General features: G+C 47.2%; 20 protein-coding genes. 6 read left to right on the forward strand and 14 right to left on the reverse strand.

Annotation, left to right across the window (positions count from 1 at the left end; translation table 11 throughout):
* Nucleotides 1-83 precede the first annotated feature (83 nt).
* The 4 genes from ACKTRM_RS11450 to ytaF all read right to left on the reverse strand — a co-directional run bounded on the left by ACKTRM_RS11450 (nucleotide 84) and on the right by ytaF (nucleotide 2,803).
* Complete coding sequence (locus ACKTRM_RS11450; protein WP_012117955.1) at nucleotides 84-821, reverse strand: glycerophosphodiester phosphodiesterase; 738 nt, start codon at nucleotides 819-821, stop codon at nucleotides 84-86.
* 87 nt (nucleotides 822-908) lie between these two features.
* On the reverse strand, nucleotides 909-1,535 hold the full coding sequence (locus ACKTRM_RS11455; RefSeq protein ID WP_012117956.1) for an N-acetylmuramoyl-L-alanine amidase family protein: 627 nt from the start codon (nucleotides 1,533-1,535) through the stop codon (nucleotides 909-911).
* Between the two features lie 18 nt (nucleotides 1,536-1,553).
* The gene (locus ACKTRM_RS11460) at nucleotides 1,554-1,871 is read right to left on the reverse strand and encodes a hypothetical protein (RefSeq protein WP_041482203.1); all 318 of its coding nucleotides are present in this window, start codon (nucleotides 1,869-1,871) and stop codon (nucleotides 1,554-1,556) included.
* A 308-nt stretch (nucleotides 1,872-2,179) separates the two neighbouring features.
* Nucleotides 2,180-2,803, reverse strand: a complete 624-nt coding sequence (gene ytaF, locus ACKTRM_RS11465) for a sporulation membrane protein YtaF (protein WP_007408366.1) — start codon at nucleotides 2,801-2,803, stop codon at nucleotides 2,180-2,182.
* Nucleotides 2,804-2,949: 146 nt separating this feature from the next.
* Here ytaF and ACKTRM_RS11470 point away from each other — a divergent pair, with 146 nt between their 5' ends.
* The 6 genes from ACKTRM_RS11470 to alr all read left to right on the forward strand — a co-directional run bounded on the left by ACKTRM_RS11470 (nucleotide 2,950) and on the right by alr (nucleotide 7,264).
* Nucleotides 2,950-3,582: a helix-turn-helix domain-containing protein gene (locus tag ACKTRM_RS11470; protein WP_007408365.1), complete on the forward strand. Its 633-nt coding sequence runs from the start codon at nucleotides 2,950-2,952 to the stop codon at nucleotides 3,580-3,582.
* 296 nt (nucleotides 3,583-3,878) lie between these two features.
* Complete coding sequence (locus ACKTRM_RS11475) at nucleotides 3,879-4,016, forward strand: hypothetical protein (protein WP_014470646.1); 138 nt, start codon at nucleotides 3,879-3,881, stop codon at nucleotides 4,014-4,016.
* A 93-nt stretch (nucleotides 4,017-4,109) separates the two neighbouring features.
* Nucleotides 4,110-5,228 carry an NADH-dependent flavin oxidoreductase gene (locus tag ACKTRM_RS11480; protein ID WP_015240192.1) on the forward strand — a complete coding sequence of 373 codons (1,119 nt, stop codon included), beginning with the start codon at nucleotides 4,110-4,112 and terminating at the stop codon, nucleotides 5,226-5,228.
* 127 nt (nucleotides 5,229-5,355) lie between these two features.
* Nucleotides 5,356-5,568, forward strand: coding sequence for a spore germination protein (locus ACKTRM_RS11485; protein WP_007408362.1), 213 nt, complete (start codon nucleotides 5,356-5,358; stop codon nucleotides 5,566-5,568).
* Between the two features lie 125 nt (nucleotides 5,569-5,693).
* Nucleotides 5,694-5,906 carry a spore germination protein gene (locus ACKTRM_RS11490; protein ID WP_003153181.1) on the forward strand — a complete coding sequence of 71 codons (213 nt, stop codon included), beginning with the start codon at nucleotides 5,694-5,696 and terminating at the stop codon, nucleotides 5,904-5,906.
* Between the two features lie 176 nt (nucleotides 5,907-6,082).
* A complete protein-coding gene (gene alr / locus ACKTRM_RS11495; RefSeq protein ID WP_012117960.1) occupies nucleotides 6,083-7,264 on the forward strand; it encodes an alanine racemase in 1,182 nt (393 codons plus the stop codon).
* A gap of 148 nt (nucleotides 7,265-7,412) precedes the next feature.
* Here the strand turns inward: alr and spo0A are convergent, their stop codons facing one another.
* From spo0A to folD, 10 genes are all read right to left on the reverse strand, one after another.
* Nucleotides 7,413-8,213 carry a sporulation transcription factor Spo0A gene (gene spo0A, locus ACKTRM_RS11500; RefSeq protein ID WP_003153177.1) on the reverse strand — a complete coding sequence of 267 codons (801 nt, stop codon included), beginning with the start codon at nucleotides 8,211-8,213 and terminating at the stop codon, nucleotides 7,413-7,415.
* A gap of 280 nt (nucleotides 8,214-8,493) precedes the next feature.
* A complete protein-coding gene (gene spoIVB / locus ACKTRM_RS11505) occupies nucleotides 8,494-9,774 on the reverse strand; it encodes a SpoIVB peptidase (RefSeq protein ID WP_012117961.1) in 1,281 nt (426 codons plus the stop codon).
* A 163-nt stretch (nucleotides 9,775-9,937) separates the two neighbouring features.
* Nucleotides 9,938-11,668 carry a DNA repair protein RecN gene (gene recN / locus ACKTRM_RS11510; protein WP_012117962.1) on the reverse strand — a complete coding sequence of 577 codons (1,731 nt, stop codon included), beginning with the start codon at nucleotides 11,666-11,668 and terminating at the stop codon, nucleotides 9,938-9,940.
* A 31-nt stretch (nucleotides 11,669-11,699) separates the two neighbouring features.
* Nucleotides 11,700-12,149 carry a transcriptional regulator AhrC/ArgR gene (gene ahrC, locus ACKTRM_RS11515; RefSeq protein ID WP_003153173.1) on the reverse strand — a complete coding sequence of 150 codons (450 nt, stop codon included), beginning with the start codon at nucleotides 12,147-12,149 and terminating at the stop codon, nucleotides 11,700-11,702.
* Between the two features lie 96 nt (nucleotides 12,150-12,245).
* Nucleotides 12,246-13,091 (reverse strand): TlyA family RNA methyltransferase, encoded by an 846-nt coding sequence (locus ACKTRM_RS11520; RefSeq protein ID WP_007612503.1) that lies wholly within the window; start codon nucleotides 13,089-13,091, stop codon nucleotides 12,246-12,248.
* Complete coding sequence (dxs, locus tag ACKTRM_RS11525) at nucleotides 13,088-14,989, reverse strand: 1-deoxy-D-xylulose-5-phosphate synthase (protein WP_012117963.1); 1,902 nt, start codon at nucleotides 14,987-14,989, stop codon at nucleotides 13,088-13,090. The genes ACKTRM_RS11520 and dxs overlap by 4 nt, the downstream gene beginning before the upstream one ends.
* A 143-nt stretch (nucleotides 14,990-15,132) precedes the next feature.
* Entirely contained in the window at nucleotides 15,133-16,023 is an 891-nt protein-coding gene (locus ACKTRM_RS11530) for a polyprenyl synthetase family protein (RefSeq protein WP_012117964.1), read from the reverse strand.
* A complete protein-coding gene (locus ACKTRM_RS11535; RefSeq protein ID WP_007408352.1) occupies nucleotides 16,013-16,267 on the reverse strand; it encodes an exodeoxyribonuclease VII small subunit in 255 nt (84 codons plus the stop codon). The genes ACKTRM_RS11530 and ACKTRM_RS11535 overlap by 11 nt, the downstream gene beginning before the upstream one ends.
* Nucleotides 16,267-17,610, reverse strand: coding sequence for an exodeoxyribonuclease VII large subunit (gene xseA / locus ACKTRM_RS11540; RefSeq protein WP_023357021.1), 1,344 nt, complete (start codon nucleotides 17,608-17,610; stop codon nucleotides 16,267-16,269). The genes ACKTRM_RS11535 and xseA overlap by 1 nt, the downstream gene beginning before the upstream one ends.
* 123 nt (nucleotides 17,611-17,733) lie before the next feature.
* Complete coding sequence (gene folD / locus ACKTRM_RS11545; RefSeq protein WP_007408350.1) at nucleotides 17,734-18,585, reverse strand: bifunctional methylenetetrahydrofolate dehydrogenase/methenyltetrahydrofolate cyclohydrolase FolD; 852 nt, start codon at nucleotides 18,583-18,585, stop codon at nucleotides 17,734-17,736.
* Nucleotides 18,586-18,589: the final 4 nt, after the last annotated feature.

The following is an 18,589-nucleotide window of genomic DNA, read 5'->3' on the forward strand; positions in this document are numbered from 1 at the left end:
ACAATATATGAACCGGCTGACCGAGTTATGAGTGCACCGCCTTTTTCCCGCCCATAAAAAAGAAGACTGTCTGAACAGTCTTCTCAGCTGCGGCATTCTTCTTTTATAGAAACAGCCAGCTTTGGATAATCGGTAAAAATTGCGTCTGCTCCCGCTTTCATCATCTGCTTCATATCCTCAGGACGATTGACGGTGAACGGACGGAGCGCCGCTTGGTGTTTTGCAAGATGTTTGATCACTTCAGCGCTCACCGCCGGCGTACCGAGCTTCGGATGATAACCCGAAGCGGGAATGGCGGCAAGATACCGTTCAGGCCGGTACAGCACATCCATTGTCAGCACCGCCCGTTCAATTTCAGGCGCCAGGGCGTGGCAAACTGCAAGACTCTCATGATTAAATGAAGAAAAAATAACGCGCTTTTCCAGTCCGTAATATCTGACTTTTTTAATCACTTCTTCTTCCATTCCTTCGTAACGGAATACACTGTTTTTCAGCTCAATGTTTATCAGAAAATCAGCACGTTCCGCAAAACGCAGCACATCTGACAAAAGCGGAATTCTGACACCCTTAAAAGCATCTTTCCATTTTCCGGCGGCATCGGCGGTTCTGATTTTGTCATACGCCGTATCTTTCACAAATCCTTTCAAAGACGTCGTGCGGTCGAGTGTTTCATCGTGAATGACCACGATCCGGCCGTCTTTTGTCATCTGTACATCAAGTTCGATTCCGTCAGCCCCGTCCTCAATCGCTTTTTTGAACGCGGGCATCGTATTTTCAGGGCAGTCGCCCGACGCCCCCCGGTGGGCAAAAATATTCGTCATATGTGTCACCTCAGGTGTTTGTCATCGGTTTTCTCTATTATAATCGTTATGCACATAAGGAGGGCGCTATTTACACATATTTTATAATTACCGTCCGCTGTAATAGGTTTCGATTCCGTTTACAACGGCGTCCGCGGCGTGCTCTTGTCCGTTATCGCTTTTCAGCTTGTCCGCATCTTGAGGATTTGTGATAAAACCTAATTCAGCCAGCACACTCGGCATCTTTGAATATGTAATGACATAAAAAGGAGCTTCTTTTACGCCTCTGTCCTTCATCCCTAAAGACGTGACAAGCTGCTGCTGGATGTCGGAAGCAAGCCTTTCGCTGTCTGCTCCTTCATATGTCGAATTAAAATACGTTTCCGTGCCCGATGCCGTTGAGACGGCTGAATTCGTATGGAGGCTGACGAATAAATCGGATTGGCTGGCGCTTGCTTTCGCCACCCGCTCGTCCAAACGTAAAAAAGTATCGTCAGTCCTTGAAGCAACAGGTTTTGCGCCTTCTGTCTCCAATTTGGCGATCACCTTGTTTGACACCGCTAAATTGATGTTTTTCTCAAGCAGTCCATTTCCGCTGGCCCCGCTGTCTTCTCCGCCATGTCCGGCATCGATATAAATGGTTTTCCCTTGCAAAGGTTCAGCTGCATAAGCAGACGGCGCAAGCAGAAGAAGAGCGGCACCGAAGGCAGCAGCGCTTTTTGTCAGTAAACCCACGTTTTTTCCTCCCCGTTTTCACATATCTGTTTCTTTTTTCAGTTCCTCAAGCCGTAATTGTCCGTTGCTCTCTTTTTTATAGGTGATTTGCACCGCCGTATGTTCAGGCAGAGACTGACATTCAAACCGCTTAGCGAAAGGCACCTTCACCTCTTGCCTTTCTCCGTCAATTTCGACCGCGATCGTATCGTTTCCGGCCGCTTTTATAAATGTTCCTTCCTGAGTAAATGACGGCGCCGCATCAGCCTCCGCGGTATACTCGCAGCCTGATAACAGCCATGCGGTGAAGATCAGAAGTATGATAGACTTCACACAGATCACCTCACGTTTTCTCATTCGGCTTTATCTTTGAACAGAATGACCGATTTGTAAAGGGAGCCTCCATTCCTCCAGCGCTTTTCCATATTTGGAATGAAGGCTATCTGACCTGCTGTTTACCTGAACTTAGAAAGAAAACAAGCTGATCAGTCTATGAAAAAGGTTCTGTCTGAAGGCCGAATATGCAGAATTTAACGGAAACGGACGACTTTCTGTTCATTTTGAAAAAATATCAGATCGGCAAAAAAAGAGAGCCGCGTCATGCGCTCTCCCGAATAGAAACATTCATATTTATTTTGAGCTTTTCATAAAATGAACGGGACAACTTAAAAGAGCAGCGTATTGGCGGCAATGATGAGAATAATCACTCCGCTCAGCACCGTGCTGAACTGTCCGACGTGAAAAGAACCGATGCGCAATGACGCGGCTTTTTTTCCAAGCGAGCAGCCGATCCATATGGTCAAAAAGCTTCCGACCGCCGCAGTGATGGAAATGGCAGCGGGAGAAAGCCCGATCAACCCCGCGCTTAATCCGTTGGTCAGCGCATTTGCGGATACGGCCACCCCGAGAACCATGGATTCCAATATACCGATTTCTCCCGAACCGTCGGCATCCGCTGCCTCCGGATTTTGCAGCAGACCGGCAAAACGGCCTTTTTTTCCTGACGCGCCAACACGCGCTGTTTTTCTCGGCACAGCCAGCAGAATGATGCGGATACCGATGACAGATAAAATAAACGCCGCCAGCAATACAGGAAGAAAGCCCGGTAAAACGGCTGAAATCCATTTGCCGAAATAAATTCCGATATAACTGAATACAAAACAGATAAAAGCGATCATCATATTTGACGCATGCGATATTTTGATTTTTCTGATGCCGTATGACATCCCCACTCCTAAATTATCAATGCTCGAGGACACTGCCAAACCTAAAATCAATAACCAAGCCATGTTCGTTTCTCTCCATTCTTTGATGTCTTTTCAACATGTTGTGCCGTTGAATCTACACTATCCTATTCAGCAGCACAGAAAAGGTACCTATTCTGCAAAAATTATTGATTAATGATCATCATTCCGGCGGAAACGAGGTGACACCCTTGACAGAAAATAAAAATACGACACTGGGGCCCCTTTTAAAATCACTGCTTGATAAGCACTCGCTCTCCATGAGAAAACTCGGCGCCTTAACAAACATTGATACGGCCACCATCTCCCGGATTATAAACGGCAAGCAGAAGGCCAATTTAAAGCATCTTCAGGAATTTTCAAAACATCTCCGCACCCCGCTGGAGGAATTGCTTGAGGCGTCAGGCATAGACATCGGCCATGAAAAAGAAGCTGCGCCGCAAGACCCGATGCACGCGATTCAGGATATGCTGAATATGGCCGAGATGTTTGATCAGCCTTTTTCCCGGGAGCAAATTGAGCGCGAACTGACCAGATATGAACAATATGCCAAAACCCAGCAGGGCCATCGCCTGATTTGCGATGAGTTTCAAAAGAAAATGGACAATGAAGAAAGCGTCGGCCCTTTTATTGATCATTTGAAAAACATGCATCATCAGTATATGGATGAATCAACACCGGCTGAAGACCGCGCGATTCTCGGGAGCGCGCTGCTGTATTATATTTTAGCGACCGACGTCATTCCGGATTACATGTTTCCGATCGGCTACCTGGATGACGCCATCGCCGTTCAAATCGCTTTGAACCGGCTGAAAAAAAAATAAAGGCGCTTAAAAAAGCGCCCTTTTTGTGTTGAAAAATATGAAACACCGCATTACGGTTTTGTCAAAACAGAGACAGCTGTCATATGATACATCAACCTAACAAAAAGGAGGGTGTCTTCTATGGACAGCAACACAGTTGTGGCAGTGTGCGCTCTGTTAAGTGTTGTGATTCAGATCGGAACGATATTCGCCGCAGGAAAGTGGAAAAAAGAATAAATAAAAACAAATTGACGGTTTTTTCGCACAAGCGTATGCTTATAAATAACCTTGTAAAAGATAAGAAAGAAGATATGTATATGAAAAAAATCATTCTCCTCTTCGCCGCCGCTGTCATATTCAGCTCGATCGGCCATCAAATTTCAGGAGGATATAAAGATCCTGAAAAGGAACGGAGAAAACCGTTTCATTCGTTTAAATGGTTCAGCCGGTCATAACCTCAGGAAGAAGAACAAGCAAAATAATTGCACACAATTAAAACATAAGCTAGAATACGGACGAGTTAAACTCCTAAGGAAGAAGGCGAAATGATGAAGCAAACTTATAAACCGCTGTTTGAACCTTTTACGTTCGAAAGCGGCGTCACCATACCAAACCGTATTTCAGTCGCACCGATGACACACTATTCATCAAATGATGACGGAACGATTTCCGACCGTGAATTAAGCTACATTACTCCCCGTTCAAAAGAAATGGGCATGGTCATTACGGCATGTGCAAACGTAACGCCGGACGGCAAAGCGTTTCCAGGCCAGCCCGGCATCTATGATGATTCTCACATTCCCGGCTTGAAAAAACTCGCTCAGGCGATCCAGTCTCAAGGAGCGAAAGCCGTTGTGCAGATTCACCACGGAGGATTGGAATGCCCTCCTGAACTCGTGCCAAACAACGACGTCGTCAGTCCGAGCGGCTCAGAAGAAGACGGGAGACAAACGTCCCGGGCTCTCACCGAACAAGAAATTGAGCACATCGTGAAAGCATTCGGCGAAGCGACACGCAGAGCGATTGAAGCCGGCTTTGACGGTGTTGAAATTCACGGGGCAAACGGGTACCTGATTCACCAATTTTATTCACCGAAAACAAACCGGCGCACAGACCGCTGGGGCGGAAGCGATGAAAAGCGCCTTGCGTTCCCGCTTGCAGTCGTTGACGCTGTCAAACAGGCAATTGATACACACGCTGAAAATCCATTCGTTCTCGGCTACCGCCTGTCACCGGAAGAGCCGGAAACACCGGGGCTTACAATGAAAGAAACATTCATGCTCGCTGACGCGCTTGCGGAAGAGAACTTGGATTATCTGCATATTTCACTGATGGATGTCAATTCCAAAGCCCGCCGCGGGGCGGATTCTTCACGGACCCGGATGGATTTATTAAACGAACGCGTCGGCCATAAAGTGCCGCTGATGGCCGTCGGTTCCATCTATACCGCGGACGAAGCGCTTGCTGTATTAGAAAGCGGAATTCCGCTGGTGGCTCTGGGACGTGTCATTTTGATTAACCCCGAATGGGCGGTGCTGGTCAAAGAAGGCCGCGAACAGGAAATCGAAAAAGCCATTCAAGCATCTGAAATTGAGAAATACCGACTTCCTGAACCGTTATGGGAAATGATTCAGAATACAGGCGGCTGGGTGCCGTTTGAAAAGTAGACTAAAAAAACTGCCGGATGTCCGGCAGTTTTTTTTGATTTACAAGTTTTTACCGCTTTGTTTACTCCTATTTCTAATACACAGCGTACATATAGTAAATAGATTAATAGAAAGGAGACCGTATATGATGGCTGGTTTTCCTATTACGATTAACAGTCTTTCCGGAAACGGGGTTGTCAATGTCGGCGGTGCGTTTTCGATAAGTCCTTTAACCGTATCAAAAACCGTCTACGGCTCAGGTGGGGGAAATACAGGGATGGTCCTGCAAATGAATCAATCCAGTACATCTCAATCTTCAAGCTCTCAATACTCTGATCAAAATGTAACGAAAACACTATGACATCCGTATTTCCCTCCCTTTCCGGCTGGCAGCAGCCGGATTCTTTTTGCCGTTTTGTTTAATCTTATTCCATATCACAGCGTACATATAGTTAGTAGACTGTGAGAGAAAGGAGAAAAAATAGAATGAGCGGTTGCCCGATTACGATAAACAACGTATCAGGAAACGGAGTTGTCAATGTTGGCGGCGCCATATCCATCAGTCCGCTGACTGCATCAAAAACTGTTTTCGGTGCCGGAGGGGGAAATATCGGCATTGTCATTCAAAACAATGCTGTAAGCCAGTCCAAAATGTTTGAACATCAATTTTCAGATCAGAATATTGTAAAGTCAATTTAAGGGCTGCCATGCAGCCCTTTCAGCATAAATAAAGCAGACACACTGATTTCCCAAAAACTTGATTTTTAAACATCAGCGATCACCTTCCCTTGTTTTGAATGATTTCAGTTCAAGGTGAATAGAATGCAGATTGAAAGCATGAGTACTGAAACTCATTAAGGAAAGAAGGAATCGTGATGAAAAAACTTTGCCGGGAAGTTTGGATTGAAGTTGACCTTGATGCGATAAAAAAGAACGTACGGGCGATCCGCCGCCATATTCCGAATACGTCTAAAATTATGGCCGTCGTAAAAGCGAACGCTTATGGCCACGGCTCTGTGGAAGTAGCGCGGCAGGCACTGGAAAGCGGGGCGAGCGAGCTCGCTGTCGCCAGCGTCGAAGAGGGAATTGTGTTACGGAGAGCGGGAATTACGGCACCTATTCTTGTGCTCGGCTTCACAGCTCTCAGCTGTGTGAAAAAATCTGCCGTTTGGAACATAACATTATCAGCGTTTCAGGTCAGCTGGATCAAAAAAGCGAATCGGATATTGGAAAAAGAAGCAGATTCGAAACGGCTGTCCATTCATATCAATGTGGATACGGGAATGGGCCGGCTGGGTGTGCGTACGGAAGAAGATCTTTTAGCAGTGGTGAAAGCGCTCAAGTCGAGTACATATCTGTCATGGGATGGCATCTTTACACATTTTTCAACAGCGGATGAACCGGACACTGAGCTGACGATGCTGCAGCATGAAAAGTTTATCAGCTTTCTCCGCTTTTTAAAAAATCAAGACATTACGCTGCCTACCGTGCATATGTGCAATACAGCCGCCGCTATCGCATTCCCGGAATTCAGCGCCGACATGATCCGTTTAGGCATTGGGTTATATGGTTTATATCCGTCCGCCTCGATAAAGGAACTGAACCTCGTGGATCTCACACCCGCACTAAGTTTAAAGGCGCGTATCGCTTATGTGAAAGCCATGGTGACAGATCCCCGGACCGTCAGTTATGGCGCCACATATATCGCCGAACCGGGTGAAATCATCGCGACGATTCCAATCGGCTATGGTGACGGTTACTCCCGCGCCCTGTCCAACCGCGGGTTTATTCTTCACCGCGGCAGACGGGTGCCGGTGGCGGGGAGAGTGACAATGGATATGATCATGGTCAGTTTAGGTGAGAATGAAGGCAAACAAGGAGAAGAAGTCGTCATCTACGGTAAACAACAAGGAGCCGAGATTTCCGTTGATGAAATTGCCGAAATGCTCGGTACGATCAGCTACGAAGTCTTATCTGTGTTAAGCCGCCGCGTCCCCCGCTTTTATTTCAGAGACGGCAAAATCATTAAAATATCAGCTCCGGTATTATACGTGTAGACGGCATAGATCCCGCATTTATGTATAGAACAAGTACCGGCGTGAGTGATTTCCATTGTTTTCGCCAGCAAAATTTCAAAACGCCTTCTCTTCCGCGTTCATGCACGGAATAGAAGGCGCGAAAAAGACATCTAGCCAAAAGCTTGCGTTACGAAGCTTTATGCTCTAATCTCAGCTTGTCAGCAACCATCGCGATGAATTCCGAGTTGGTTGGCTTTGCTTTTGTCATGCTTACCGTATATCCGAACAGTGAAGAAATGGAATCAATATTTCCCCTGCTCCATGCGACTTCAATGGCGTGGCGGATGGCCCGTTCTACACGGCTTGCAGTCGTGTTGAATTTTTTGGCGATGTCGGGATAAAGGACTTTTGTGATGCTGCCGAGGAGTTCAATATCGTTATACACCATGGAAATGGCTTCACGCAAATAAAGATAGCCTTTGATATGGGCAGGCACACCGATCTCATGGATAATGCTTGTAATGCTGGCATCGAGATTTTTCCGCTTCGGTTCCGGCTGGCTGCGGATAATACTGCTTTGCGCGGACGGCGCACGGTGTGTGACACTGCTGACATTTCCGCTTACCTGGCGGATATGGCCGACAAGGTTTTCCATATCAAACGGCTTCAGGATGAAATAGGACGCGCCTAAATCGACGGCTTTTTTCGTAACGTCTTCCTGACCGAATGCCGTCAGCATGATGACGTTCGGCTGCTTCTCGAGCTCTGATTCCCGCAGACGCTCCAAAACCGCAAGTCCGTCCAGATGCGGCATGATAATGTCTAAAACGAGCACATCTGGATTCTTATCTTTAAACAAAGAAAGACATTCCTGTCCGTTATAAGCAACGCCGATCACTTCCATATCATCCTGTCCCTCTATATATTCACTCAACAGGCTTACAAGCTCTCGATTATCATCAGCAACACAAACTTTAATTTTCTCCACGTTTCTTCCTCCCCCAATGTATTAACAGGACGCAACCCATTTGACTGCTACATGTTACATTCGACAAAACCACTACTTCCCCTTTTAAAAAATCCATATTTACCAATAATAGTGGTATATCTTTGTTTTTCTAGCATTTTCTAGGTTTTTCGACTAAAAATTAAGTTTGACAAATCAGGAAACGTGAATTTGTCGAAAAATCTTCATGTCTTATTTTACATGAATCCAGGAAAGAAGTGAAGAACGCATCACATAAAAAAACTGCCGGATCACCCGGCAGTCAGCTTGCTTTGTCTTTCCCGTAAACATCAACACCCGCTTCAGACAGCATCCATTCGATATGAACGCCGTAGCCGCTTGTCGGATCATTGACAAATACGTGGGTTACGGCTCCGACGACCTTTCCGTTCTGGATGATCGGGCTTCCGCTCATCCCCTGAACGATTCCGCCGGTTCTTTTCAGCAGTTTCGGATCTGTCACTTTCAACACCATTCCCTTTGTCGCCGGGAATTTTTGCGGCGTGGTGCTGACGATTTCAATATCAAATTTCTCTACTTTATCGTTTTCGATAACCGTCAGCATTTGCGCAGGTCCTTTTTTTACTTCATTTGACAAAGCAATCGGAAGCGCTTTGTCGGAAATGTTGTTTTTAATCGGCTGATGCAGTGTCCCGAAGATGCCGAACGGGCTGTTGCGGTTAATATCGCCGATCGTTTTCCGTTCTGACGAAAACCTTGCCAGTTTTTCGCCGGGATTGCCGCCTTTTCCTTTTTCAATCGATGTTACAGTTGAACGGACGATTTCTCCGTCTTCTACAACAATCGGTTTTTTTGTATCCATATCAGAGATGACGTGGCCCAATGCGCCGTATTTTTTTGTTTTCGGTTCAAAAAAAGTCATGGTGCCGATGCCGGCTGCCGAATCGCGGATATAAAGGCCGATTCGATATTTCCCCTCGGCTTCGTCCTTTGTCGGAATCAGCTTTGTTTTGATTTTTTGCTTATCGCGTTTCACCAATAAATCCAAAGATTCACCGGTTTTGCCCGCTTTTTGAATAAACGGGGCGATGTCGCTCATTTTATCAATTTTATGTCCGTTCATTTTAATAATGATGTCGCCAGATTCAATTCCCGCTTGTTCTCCCGGAGACTTTTTCCCATCCTTTGTCATCACCTGGTGAAAACCGACGACCAAAACACCGACTGAATGCAGTTTTACACCGATGGACTGTCCGCCCGGAATGACCTTCAATTCTGGAAGGACACGCACTTTCGTTTTTTTAATGGGAAATCCGGCAAGATCATATACTACTTCTGACCGGCCTTTTGTTTGCCCTGTTATGTTTGCATGGCCGTGCTCTTCTTTCAGCGTAAAGGCTTCTGATAATTCGCCCTTTTCAGCGCTTATTGATGCATTAACCGGAACGGCCTGTGTCTGGTTTTCAAAAACGTTCATTTCTGACGGTATCAGTAAATATTCTTTAAATGGCTTAAAAAAGCCTACACTTAGTAAAGAAACAAGGAGAATTACACCTATTGCTTTCCTCATGTTATCGTGCATTCATTCCTTCACTCTCCTCGCTCCTATCCCACACCACTTTCTTTTTCTGCTACATCTATACTTTTGCCTTCCTGCGCTTGATTTATAACCGGCATACGAAGAAAAACATTGGATACACTGTTAGAGAAATGGAACAAAAAAATAAGCTGCCTGTATCAGCAGCTTATCCTGTCGTTTTTACCTGTCCGGCCTGTTTTAAAAGCTCTTGTGCATGCCGTTTTGTCAGATCGGTCACTTCAACGCCCGCAATCATGCGGCCGATTTCCGCTACCTTGTCCTGTTTGGAAAGCGGAGTGACATGCGTTGTCGTCCGTCCGTCTTTGAATTCTTTTGCGATCAGAAGGTGCGTATCCGCCATAGCGGCAACCTGCGGCAGGTGTGTAATGCAGAGCACCTGTGAACCGGTCGATACTTTATGGATTTTTTCCGCGATGGCTTGGGCAACCCGCCCGCTTACACCGGTGTCCACTTCGTCAAAGATGATGGAGGTGACATCCTGCTGGGAAGAAAAAATACTCTTCATCGCCAGCATCACCCTTGAAAGCTCGCCTCCGGAAGCGACCTTTGACAGCGGTTTTAAAGGCTCACCGGTGTTTGTTGAAATTAAAAACTTCACAAGGTCAATCCCCTTTTGGGTAAGCTGCACGGGCTGCCCGTTAACAACCGGTGCTTCACTGGCTGACGGATCGGTTTTCACGAGAAATTCCGTATCAAACGTGGATTTGCCCATATACAGACTTTTTAATTCCTGATGAATCGCTTCCGCCAGTTTCTTAGCCCAAGCTTTTCTGATTTTTGATAAATTGGCGGCTTCTACGGCCACATCTTTGCCGACCGACTCCAATTCCTTCTTCAGCGCTTCAAGGTGGCTGTCACGGTTCTCGATTTGATCGATTTCCTCTTCTATTTTGGAGCCGTATTCCAAAATGTCTTCTACCGTCGCTCCGTATTTGCGCTTCAGCTGTTTGATCTCATTTAAACGGGTTTCAATAAAATTCAGCCGTTCCGGGTCATATTCCAGATCATCTAACAGATTGCGCATCTGAAAGGTTGCATCCTCCAGCAGATAATAGGAACTTGACACACTTTCTGACAGCTTTTGCAGCGGTTCATTGATATCCGAAATATCTTCAAGCTGGGCAGAGGCCATTCCGACCCAGTCAAGCCCCCCCTGCTCGCTGCGGAGCGCATTATAGGCGTTTTGCAATGATTCATAAATTTTTTCAAAGTTGGATATCTGCTTCCGCTCTTCCTGAAGAAGCTCGTCTTCATTCAATTCAAGCTTCGCCGACTCGATTTCTTCAAGCTGAAATTGAATCAGGTCTAACCGATGCGCCATTTCCTGCTCACTTTCTGACAGCTTCTTCGCTTTTTTGAGCAGCTTCATATAACGCTCATAGCCTTCATGGTAAGCCTGAAGCGCGGATTCGGCCTCAGCGCCCGCAAACCTGTCCAACAGCTCTAAGTGTTTATCGTCCTCCATTAACAGCTGGTTATCATGCTGTCCGTGAATATCTAATAAAAGTCTGCCGATTTCCCTTAAAGCCGCAATCGTCACTAATTTTCCGTTGACACGGCAGACGCTTTTTCCTCCGGCATTAATGTCCCTTCTCATGACAATCATGTCGTCAGATGCGTCTATTCCCTGCTCACGGCATACTTCAAAAACGGGATGACCGCTGTCCAAAAGAAACAGTCCTTCAAGCTCGGCCTTTGTTTCACCGTAACGGACAAATTCAGACGAGCCGCGGCCGCCGACTAATAGGGAAACGGCGTCTATAATAATTGACTTGCCGGCCCCTGTTTCTCCCGTCAGGACGGTGAGCCCCCGTTCAAACGAAATCGTCAGTTCCTCTATAATGGCAAAGTTTTTTATTGATAGTTCAGCTAACAAACAGCATTCCACCTTTTATCTGATAATTACGCTACAGCAGCTCCAAAAGACGGCTTTGAACGCCCTCCGTATCTTCAGGCGTTCTGCAGATGATTAAGATCGTGTCATCTCCGCAAATCGTGCCCATGATTTCTTCCCATTCGAGATTATCCATCAGAGCGCCGATTGCCTGAGCATTCCCCGGCATCGTTTTTAATACGATCATATGGCTTGCTGAGTCAATTTTTACGAACGCATCCATTAATGAACGCTTCAGTTTTGACAGCGGATTGAACCGCTGATCCGCCGGCAGGCTGTATTTGTAGGAGCCGTTGTTCGTCGGCACCTTTACGAGATGCAGCTCTTTAATGTCTCTGGAGACAGTCGCCTGAGTTACCTTATATCCTTCTTCTCTCAGCATGTCAACTAAGTCATCCTGCGTTTCAATCTCATGGCTTGTAATAAGCTCTCTGATTTTTATATGCCTTTGGCCTTTTGTCATGTAAGCACCTCTGTTTTCAAGCTGTTCTTGTCATTATGTTAACCGCTTCTTGATAAAAAGTACATGATGGCAGAAAAAAGGAATAATAGCCCCCTATTATTCCGGTACATCTGTCTTTTTGGCTTTTAATGTCTCATGTGCTTCGCGGACGGTACGGAGAATGTCTTCTTCCGGCAATTCAGCGCCGTTTCCGTCTTCTCCGCCCCATTCCAAATGAAGCAGAAACTCAATATTGCCGTCTCCCCCTGTAATCGGTGAGAAGGACAGTCCTTTCACTGTATATCCTTCAGAAGCGGCAAATTGATTCATGCGGCGGAGAACGTCAGTATGAACGCCGGGATCTCTGACAATGCCTTTTTTTCCGACGGATTCCCGTCCGGCTTCAAATTGCGGCTTCACCAGTGCGATACAATCGCTCCCCGGTACAAGCAGCGTTTTTAAAACCGGCAGAATGAGGCGGAGTGAGATGAAAGAAACATCGATTGTCGCAAATTCCGGCAAACCCTCTGTGAAATCGGAAGGCTCGGAATAGCGGAAATTCGTCCGTTCCATGACGACGACCCTCTCGTCCTGTCTGAGCTTCCAAGCAAGCTGATTATAGCCGACATCCACTGCGTAGGACCGCTCGGCTCCGTTTTGGAGGGCGCAATCCGTGAATCCCCCTGTAGACGAGCCGATGTCAATCATCGTTTTGCCTTTTACCGAGACAGGAAACACTTCCAGAGCTTTTTCAAGCTTTAATCCGCCTCTGCTGACGTATTTAAGAGGGTTTCCTTTTACCGTTAACGGAAGATCCCGGGCGATTTTTTCACCCGGTTTGTCCAATCGGTTTTCATTTGAGTATACGATGCCCGCCATAATGGCGCGTTTCGCTTTTTCCCGCGTTTCCGCAAGGCCTTTTTCTACAAGAAGTACATCTAATCGTTCTTTTTTTGCTGTCATGATCCAATTCCTTTATGTGTCTTCGGCGGCATCAGCAGTTTGATCCGGTTCATAACCTCAGCCTTCGTGAGACCGATTTCTTCAAGCAGGGCGGTTACGCTGCCGTGTTCAATAAACCGGTCTGGGATGCCCATTCTGTCAATCGGTGTATGATACATGCCGAGGTCATGAGCGTATTCAAGAATCGTGCTGCCGAATCCGCCTTCAAGCACGGCTTCTTCTATCGTTAAAATCGGCAGACCTTCATTAAGAATGGCCTTCATCATTTGTTTATCAATCGGTTTTATGAACCGCGCATTCACGACACGCACGGACAGGCCTTCTTTTTGCAGTTCTTCAGCCGCTTCCAGCGCCATTTCAATGGTCGTACCGAATGTTAAAATGACCGCGTCTTTTCCGGGACGGAGCACTTCCCATGTTCCGATCGGAATGGTTTTCAGCTCTTTATCCATCTTTACGCCGAGCCCGTTTCCGCGCGGGAAGCGCATCGCGATCGGGCCCTCCTCATAATTAAGGGCTGTATTGACCATATGGCGGCCTTCATTTTCATCCTTCGGCATCATTAAAACGAGGTTTGGTATATGCCGCAAAAAGGCGATGTCAAAGACGCCTTGATGCGTCTCCCCGTCGGCGCCGACCAAACCGGCGCGGTCAATGCCGATAAATACATTCGCGTTTTGACGGCAGATGTCATGGACGACCTGATCGTACGCCCGCTGCAAAAAGGTCGAATAAATCGCAAGAAACGGCTTCATGCCTTGGAGCGCCATTCCAGCCGCCATCGTCGCCGCATGCTGTTCTGCGATTCCGACATCAAACATGCGTTCAGGGAATTCTTTCGCAAACCCTTCCAGTTTAGAGCCGACCGGCATGGCCGGTGTAATGGCAACAATTCTGTCATCCTCACGTGCCAGCTCCTGCACGGTGCCGCTGACAAGTCCGCTCCATGAAGGCGCCGCGGCTTTCGGCTTGACGAAATCACCCGTATTGATTTTATACGGACCCGTTCCGTGCCATGTGCCGATTGTGTCGGTCTCAGCCGGTTTATAGCCTTTGCCCTTTTTCGTGATGACATGTAACAGGACAGGGCCTTTCGTTTTTTTGGCGTATTGCAGGTTTTCAAACAGTTCGTGGTAGGAATGACCGTCAACCGGGCCTAAATACGTAAAGCCCAGCTCTTCAAAAAACATGCCTGACACAAGCATATATTTCAAACTGTCTTTTATCCGTTCAGCTGTGGCGGCCAATTTTCCGCCGACGGCCGGGATGCGCTTAAATAAATATTCAAGCTCGTCTTTTACCCATTGATATTTGCCGGCCGTGCGAAGCCGTCCAAGCATAGAATGAATCGCCCCGACATTCGGCGCAATGCTCATCTCATTATCATTCAGGATGACGATCATGTCTTTTTTCTCATCACCGATATGGTTCAGCGCTTCAAGCGCCATTCCTCCGGTTAAAGCGCCGTCTCCGATAATCGGGATGATATATTCTTTCGATCCTTTAATATCACGGGCGGCAGCCATTCCCATCGCGCCTGAGAGCGAGGTTGAGCTGTGGCCTGTTTCCCATACGTCATGTTCGCTTTCGCTGCGTTTCGGGAAACCGCAAAGCCCTTTATATTGGCGCAAGGTTTCAAACTCCTTGCCGCGTCCGGTTAACAGTTTATGAACATAGGACTGATGTCCGACATCCCATAAAAATTTATCTTTCGGACTGTCAAATTCTTTGTGAAGCGCAATTGTCAGCTCGACAACCCCGAGGTTCGGCCCGATATGGCCGCCAGAGGCAGACAGCGATGTGATGAGGAAATTGCGGATCTCCTCACTCAGCTCTTCCAGCTGTTCAATTGACATCTTTTTAAGAAATGACGGGTCCTGTATTGATAAAAGATCCAAAGCGGATCAACTCACTTTCAGCATGAATTTCTGCAAATTAAACAGTGTCTTTTTGAAAAAAGAAAAAGACTCCCTTTGTATTTTCATCGAAACTGCTTACATTTTACCATAGGAGCGGCAGCCCCTTCAAATCAGGACCGTTTTTAATGATCTCTCGCCGCGATTAAATCACAGAGGTCATGCAGCAGTTCTTTCTGAAGAGAAAGGCCGCTGATGATCTGTTTCGCCTCGCTGATATGATACGCAAGCTTTTCTTTCGCGCCTTCAAGCGTTAAAAGCGACGGATACGTTGATTTTTCATTCGACGAGTCTGAGCCGACCGGTTTGCCGATCTTCTCCTCATGCCCTTCAATATCAAGGATGTCGTCTCTGATTTGAAATCCGATGCCGATATGGCTGCTGAACAAACGGAGCTTTTCGACTTCATCCTCCGGCGCATCTGCCAAAATGGCGCCCGCCGTCACGGAAAAACCGAGGAGCTTGGCCGTTTTCCGCTCGTGGATGGATTCCAGCTCCTCAAGCGTTATCCGCTTTTGTTCCGCTTCCATGTCGGCAGCCTGTCCGCCGACCATTCCTTCCGTTCCCGCCGCGCTGATCAGCTCATCGACGAGACGGAGCCGTTTTTCTGCTGAAACCGCCTCAGACACATGAGATGTGATCAATTTAAAGCTTTCTGTCAGAAGCCCGTCTCCGGCCAATACGGCTGCCGCTTCTCCGAAGACTTTATGGTTTGTGGGCTTTCCCCGGCGCAGATCATCATCGTCCATGCAAGGCAGATCATCATGGATTAAAGAATACGTATGAATCATTTCGACAGCGCACCCGACCGGAATCCCGTCTTTTTCATCTTTTCCGTAAGCATTCAGAACGGCTAAGACGACGAGGGGGCGCAGCCTCTTTCCGCCCGCTTCCAAAGAATACAGCATAGATTTTTTGAGGGTTTCCGGCATCGCAAGCCGTTCTGTATACAAAGAAAGCTGCTGTTCAATCAGTTGTTTGCGCGATGCTAAAAATGCGTCCAGTTTATTTGTCACCTTCGTCTTCCTCCTGAACGCTGAAAGGTGCAAGTTCGCCGTTATCTTTTAAAATAAAGTCCATTTGCTTTTCGACATGCTGAAGCTTTTCATGGCACATTTTTGAAAGGGCCATCCCTTCCTGAAAATAATTAATCGCCTGCTCCAGCGGCACGTCTCCTTCTTCAAGCTTTGCCACAATGCCTTCAAGGCCTTTCATCGCCTCTTCAAATGTCAGCTCTTCACTTTTTTTGGTTTCTGTCATTATCGTTCGCCTCTCTTTTGCAATACTTCACACGTCAGAACGCCGTCTGTCATCTTTACTTCAAGCGTATCATTTTGTTCCACTTGATCAACGCTTTTGATCAGCTTTTTGTCTTTATAGGCCAGACTGTATCCTCTCTCCATCACCTGAAGGGGACTTAATGCATTCAGTTTACCAAGAACCGTCTGAAACTGCGAATGAAGCTGCTTCAGCTGGACATTCATGCTTCGGGCGAGCTGATTTGAGCGCTCCTCGTACCGTTTTTTCGCCTGTTTCAGCTGGGTTTCAGGGTGGAGCGCCGTTAATCTGTACGTATTCCGCTCCAGCTGCCTTTGTTTCCTGTCCGTAAGCCCTGTGAGCTGTGACTGGAACTGCTGATACAAAAGGTCAAACTGCTGTTCTTTTTGGGTATACAATCGTTTCGGAAAACGGAACGCGTAGGATGACTGGAGCGATTGAACCCGTTCTTTTTTCTTGCTGATATGCTGCTGCATCGCTCTTGTCAGGCGGACTTCCGCCGTTTTTGTCCGTTCCATTAAGTCCGTCGTGTGGGGGACGGCGATTTCTGCCGCTCCTGTCGGCGTTGCCGCCCGGATATCCGCGACGAAATCACTGATTGTAAAATCTGTTTCATGTCCGACGGCTGATATAATCGGAATGGCGGAAGCAAAAATCGCCCGGGCCACGATTTCTTCGTTAAATGCCCACAATTCTTCGATCGAGCCCCCTCCCCTTCCGACGATCAGGACGTCACACATTTTTTGTGCATTGGCTTCTTCAATGCGCTTCACAATCGATCTGCTGGCATTTTCACCTTGAACGAGCGCGGGAAGCACAATGACTTTCACAAGGGGGTATCTTCTTTTGAGTGTGGTAATGACGTCTCTGACGGCTGCTCCCGTCGGTGACGTGACGACCCCGATCGTGGCCGGAAAAGCGGGGATGGCCTGCTTATGCCGGTCATCAAACAACCCTTCGCCGGCAAGTTTTTTCTTTAATTCTTCATATGCTAAGTAGAGCGCCCCCACACCGTCCGGCTGCATTTCTTTCGCGTACAGCTGATAGCTTCCGCTCGGTTCATAGACGGAGATGCCGCCTCTTACGATGACCTTCATTCCGTCTTCTGGCTTAAACGCAAGCCTCGAACTTTGCCTCTGAAACATGACGGCCTGCATGCGGGCATGCTCATCTTTTAATGTAAAATAGATGTGGCCTCTCGTATGAATTTTAACATTGGAGAGCTCACCCTTAATCCAAATGTCTTCAAGATGAGGGTCCACATCGAATTTTCGTTTAATGTATTTGGTCAGCGCGGAAACCGTGACATATGCCGCTTCACTCATATCCTGCACTCCTTTCATAAAGGCTTTTTGCCCTAAACTAAGAAAACCCGCTCTGGCTGAAAGGAGCCTTAAGAAGCGGGTATCGTGCTCATTGTCACAATTTTTGTGACTGTCTCCGGTTATCTATGATAACGTACGTCTGGCAGATTTAACAGTATTATGCGCAAGCATTGTGATGGTCATCGGACCTACTCCGCCCGGCACCGGCGTAATGAAAGATGCTTTTTCTTTCGCTTCATCAAACTGAACGTCTCCGCAGAGTTTTCCGCTTTCGAGACGGTTGACGCCGACATCAATGACAATGGCGCCCTCTTTGATTTGATCAGCTTTGATGAAGTTCGCTTTACCGACCGCTACCACAAGAATATCTGCTTTTTTCGTATGCTCAGACATATTTTTCGTGCGGGAATGGCAATATGTGACGGTCGCGTTTTCGTTCAGCAGCAGCTGGCCGACCGGTTTACCGACAATATTGCTTCGTCCGACTACAACAACTTCTTTGCCGGAAAGATCTACGTTCGTCTTTTTCAATAACTCGACAATTCCGTGCGGCGTGCATGGAAGAAATGTATCTTCGCCAAGCAGCATTTTCCCGACGTTGAGAGGGTGGAAACCGTCAACATCCTTATCAGGGGAGATCCGCTCGATTACGGCTTTTTCAGAAATATGATCCGGGAGCGGCAGCTGGACGAGAATGCCGTGGAATTCCGGATTTTGATTATACTGATCAATCACTGTTAAAAGCTCCGCCTCGGTTAAGCTTGAGTCAAAGCGGTCAAGCTTAAATTTCATTCCCATTGTTTCAGCGGCTTTTTTCTTGCCTGTCACATATGAAACAGAAGCGGGATCGTCTCCGATTAAAATGACCGCCAAGCCAGGCACTACGCCTTGTGCTTTCAGCTCTTCTACTTCTTTTGCCAATTGTTCGCGTTTTTCTTTAGCCGTTTCTTTTCCGTCGATGATTGTTGCAGTCATTTTC

The organism is Bacillus sp. D7-8 (genome assembly GCF_052055895.1).
Taxonomy (GTDB): Bacteria; Bacillota; Bacilli; order Bacillales; family Bacillaceae; genus Bacillus; species Bacillus velezensis.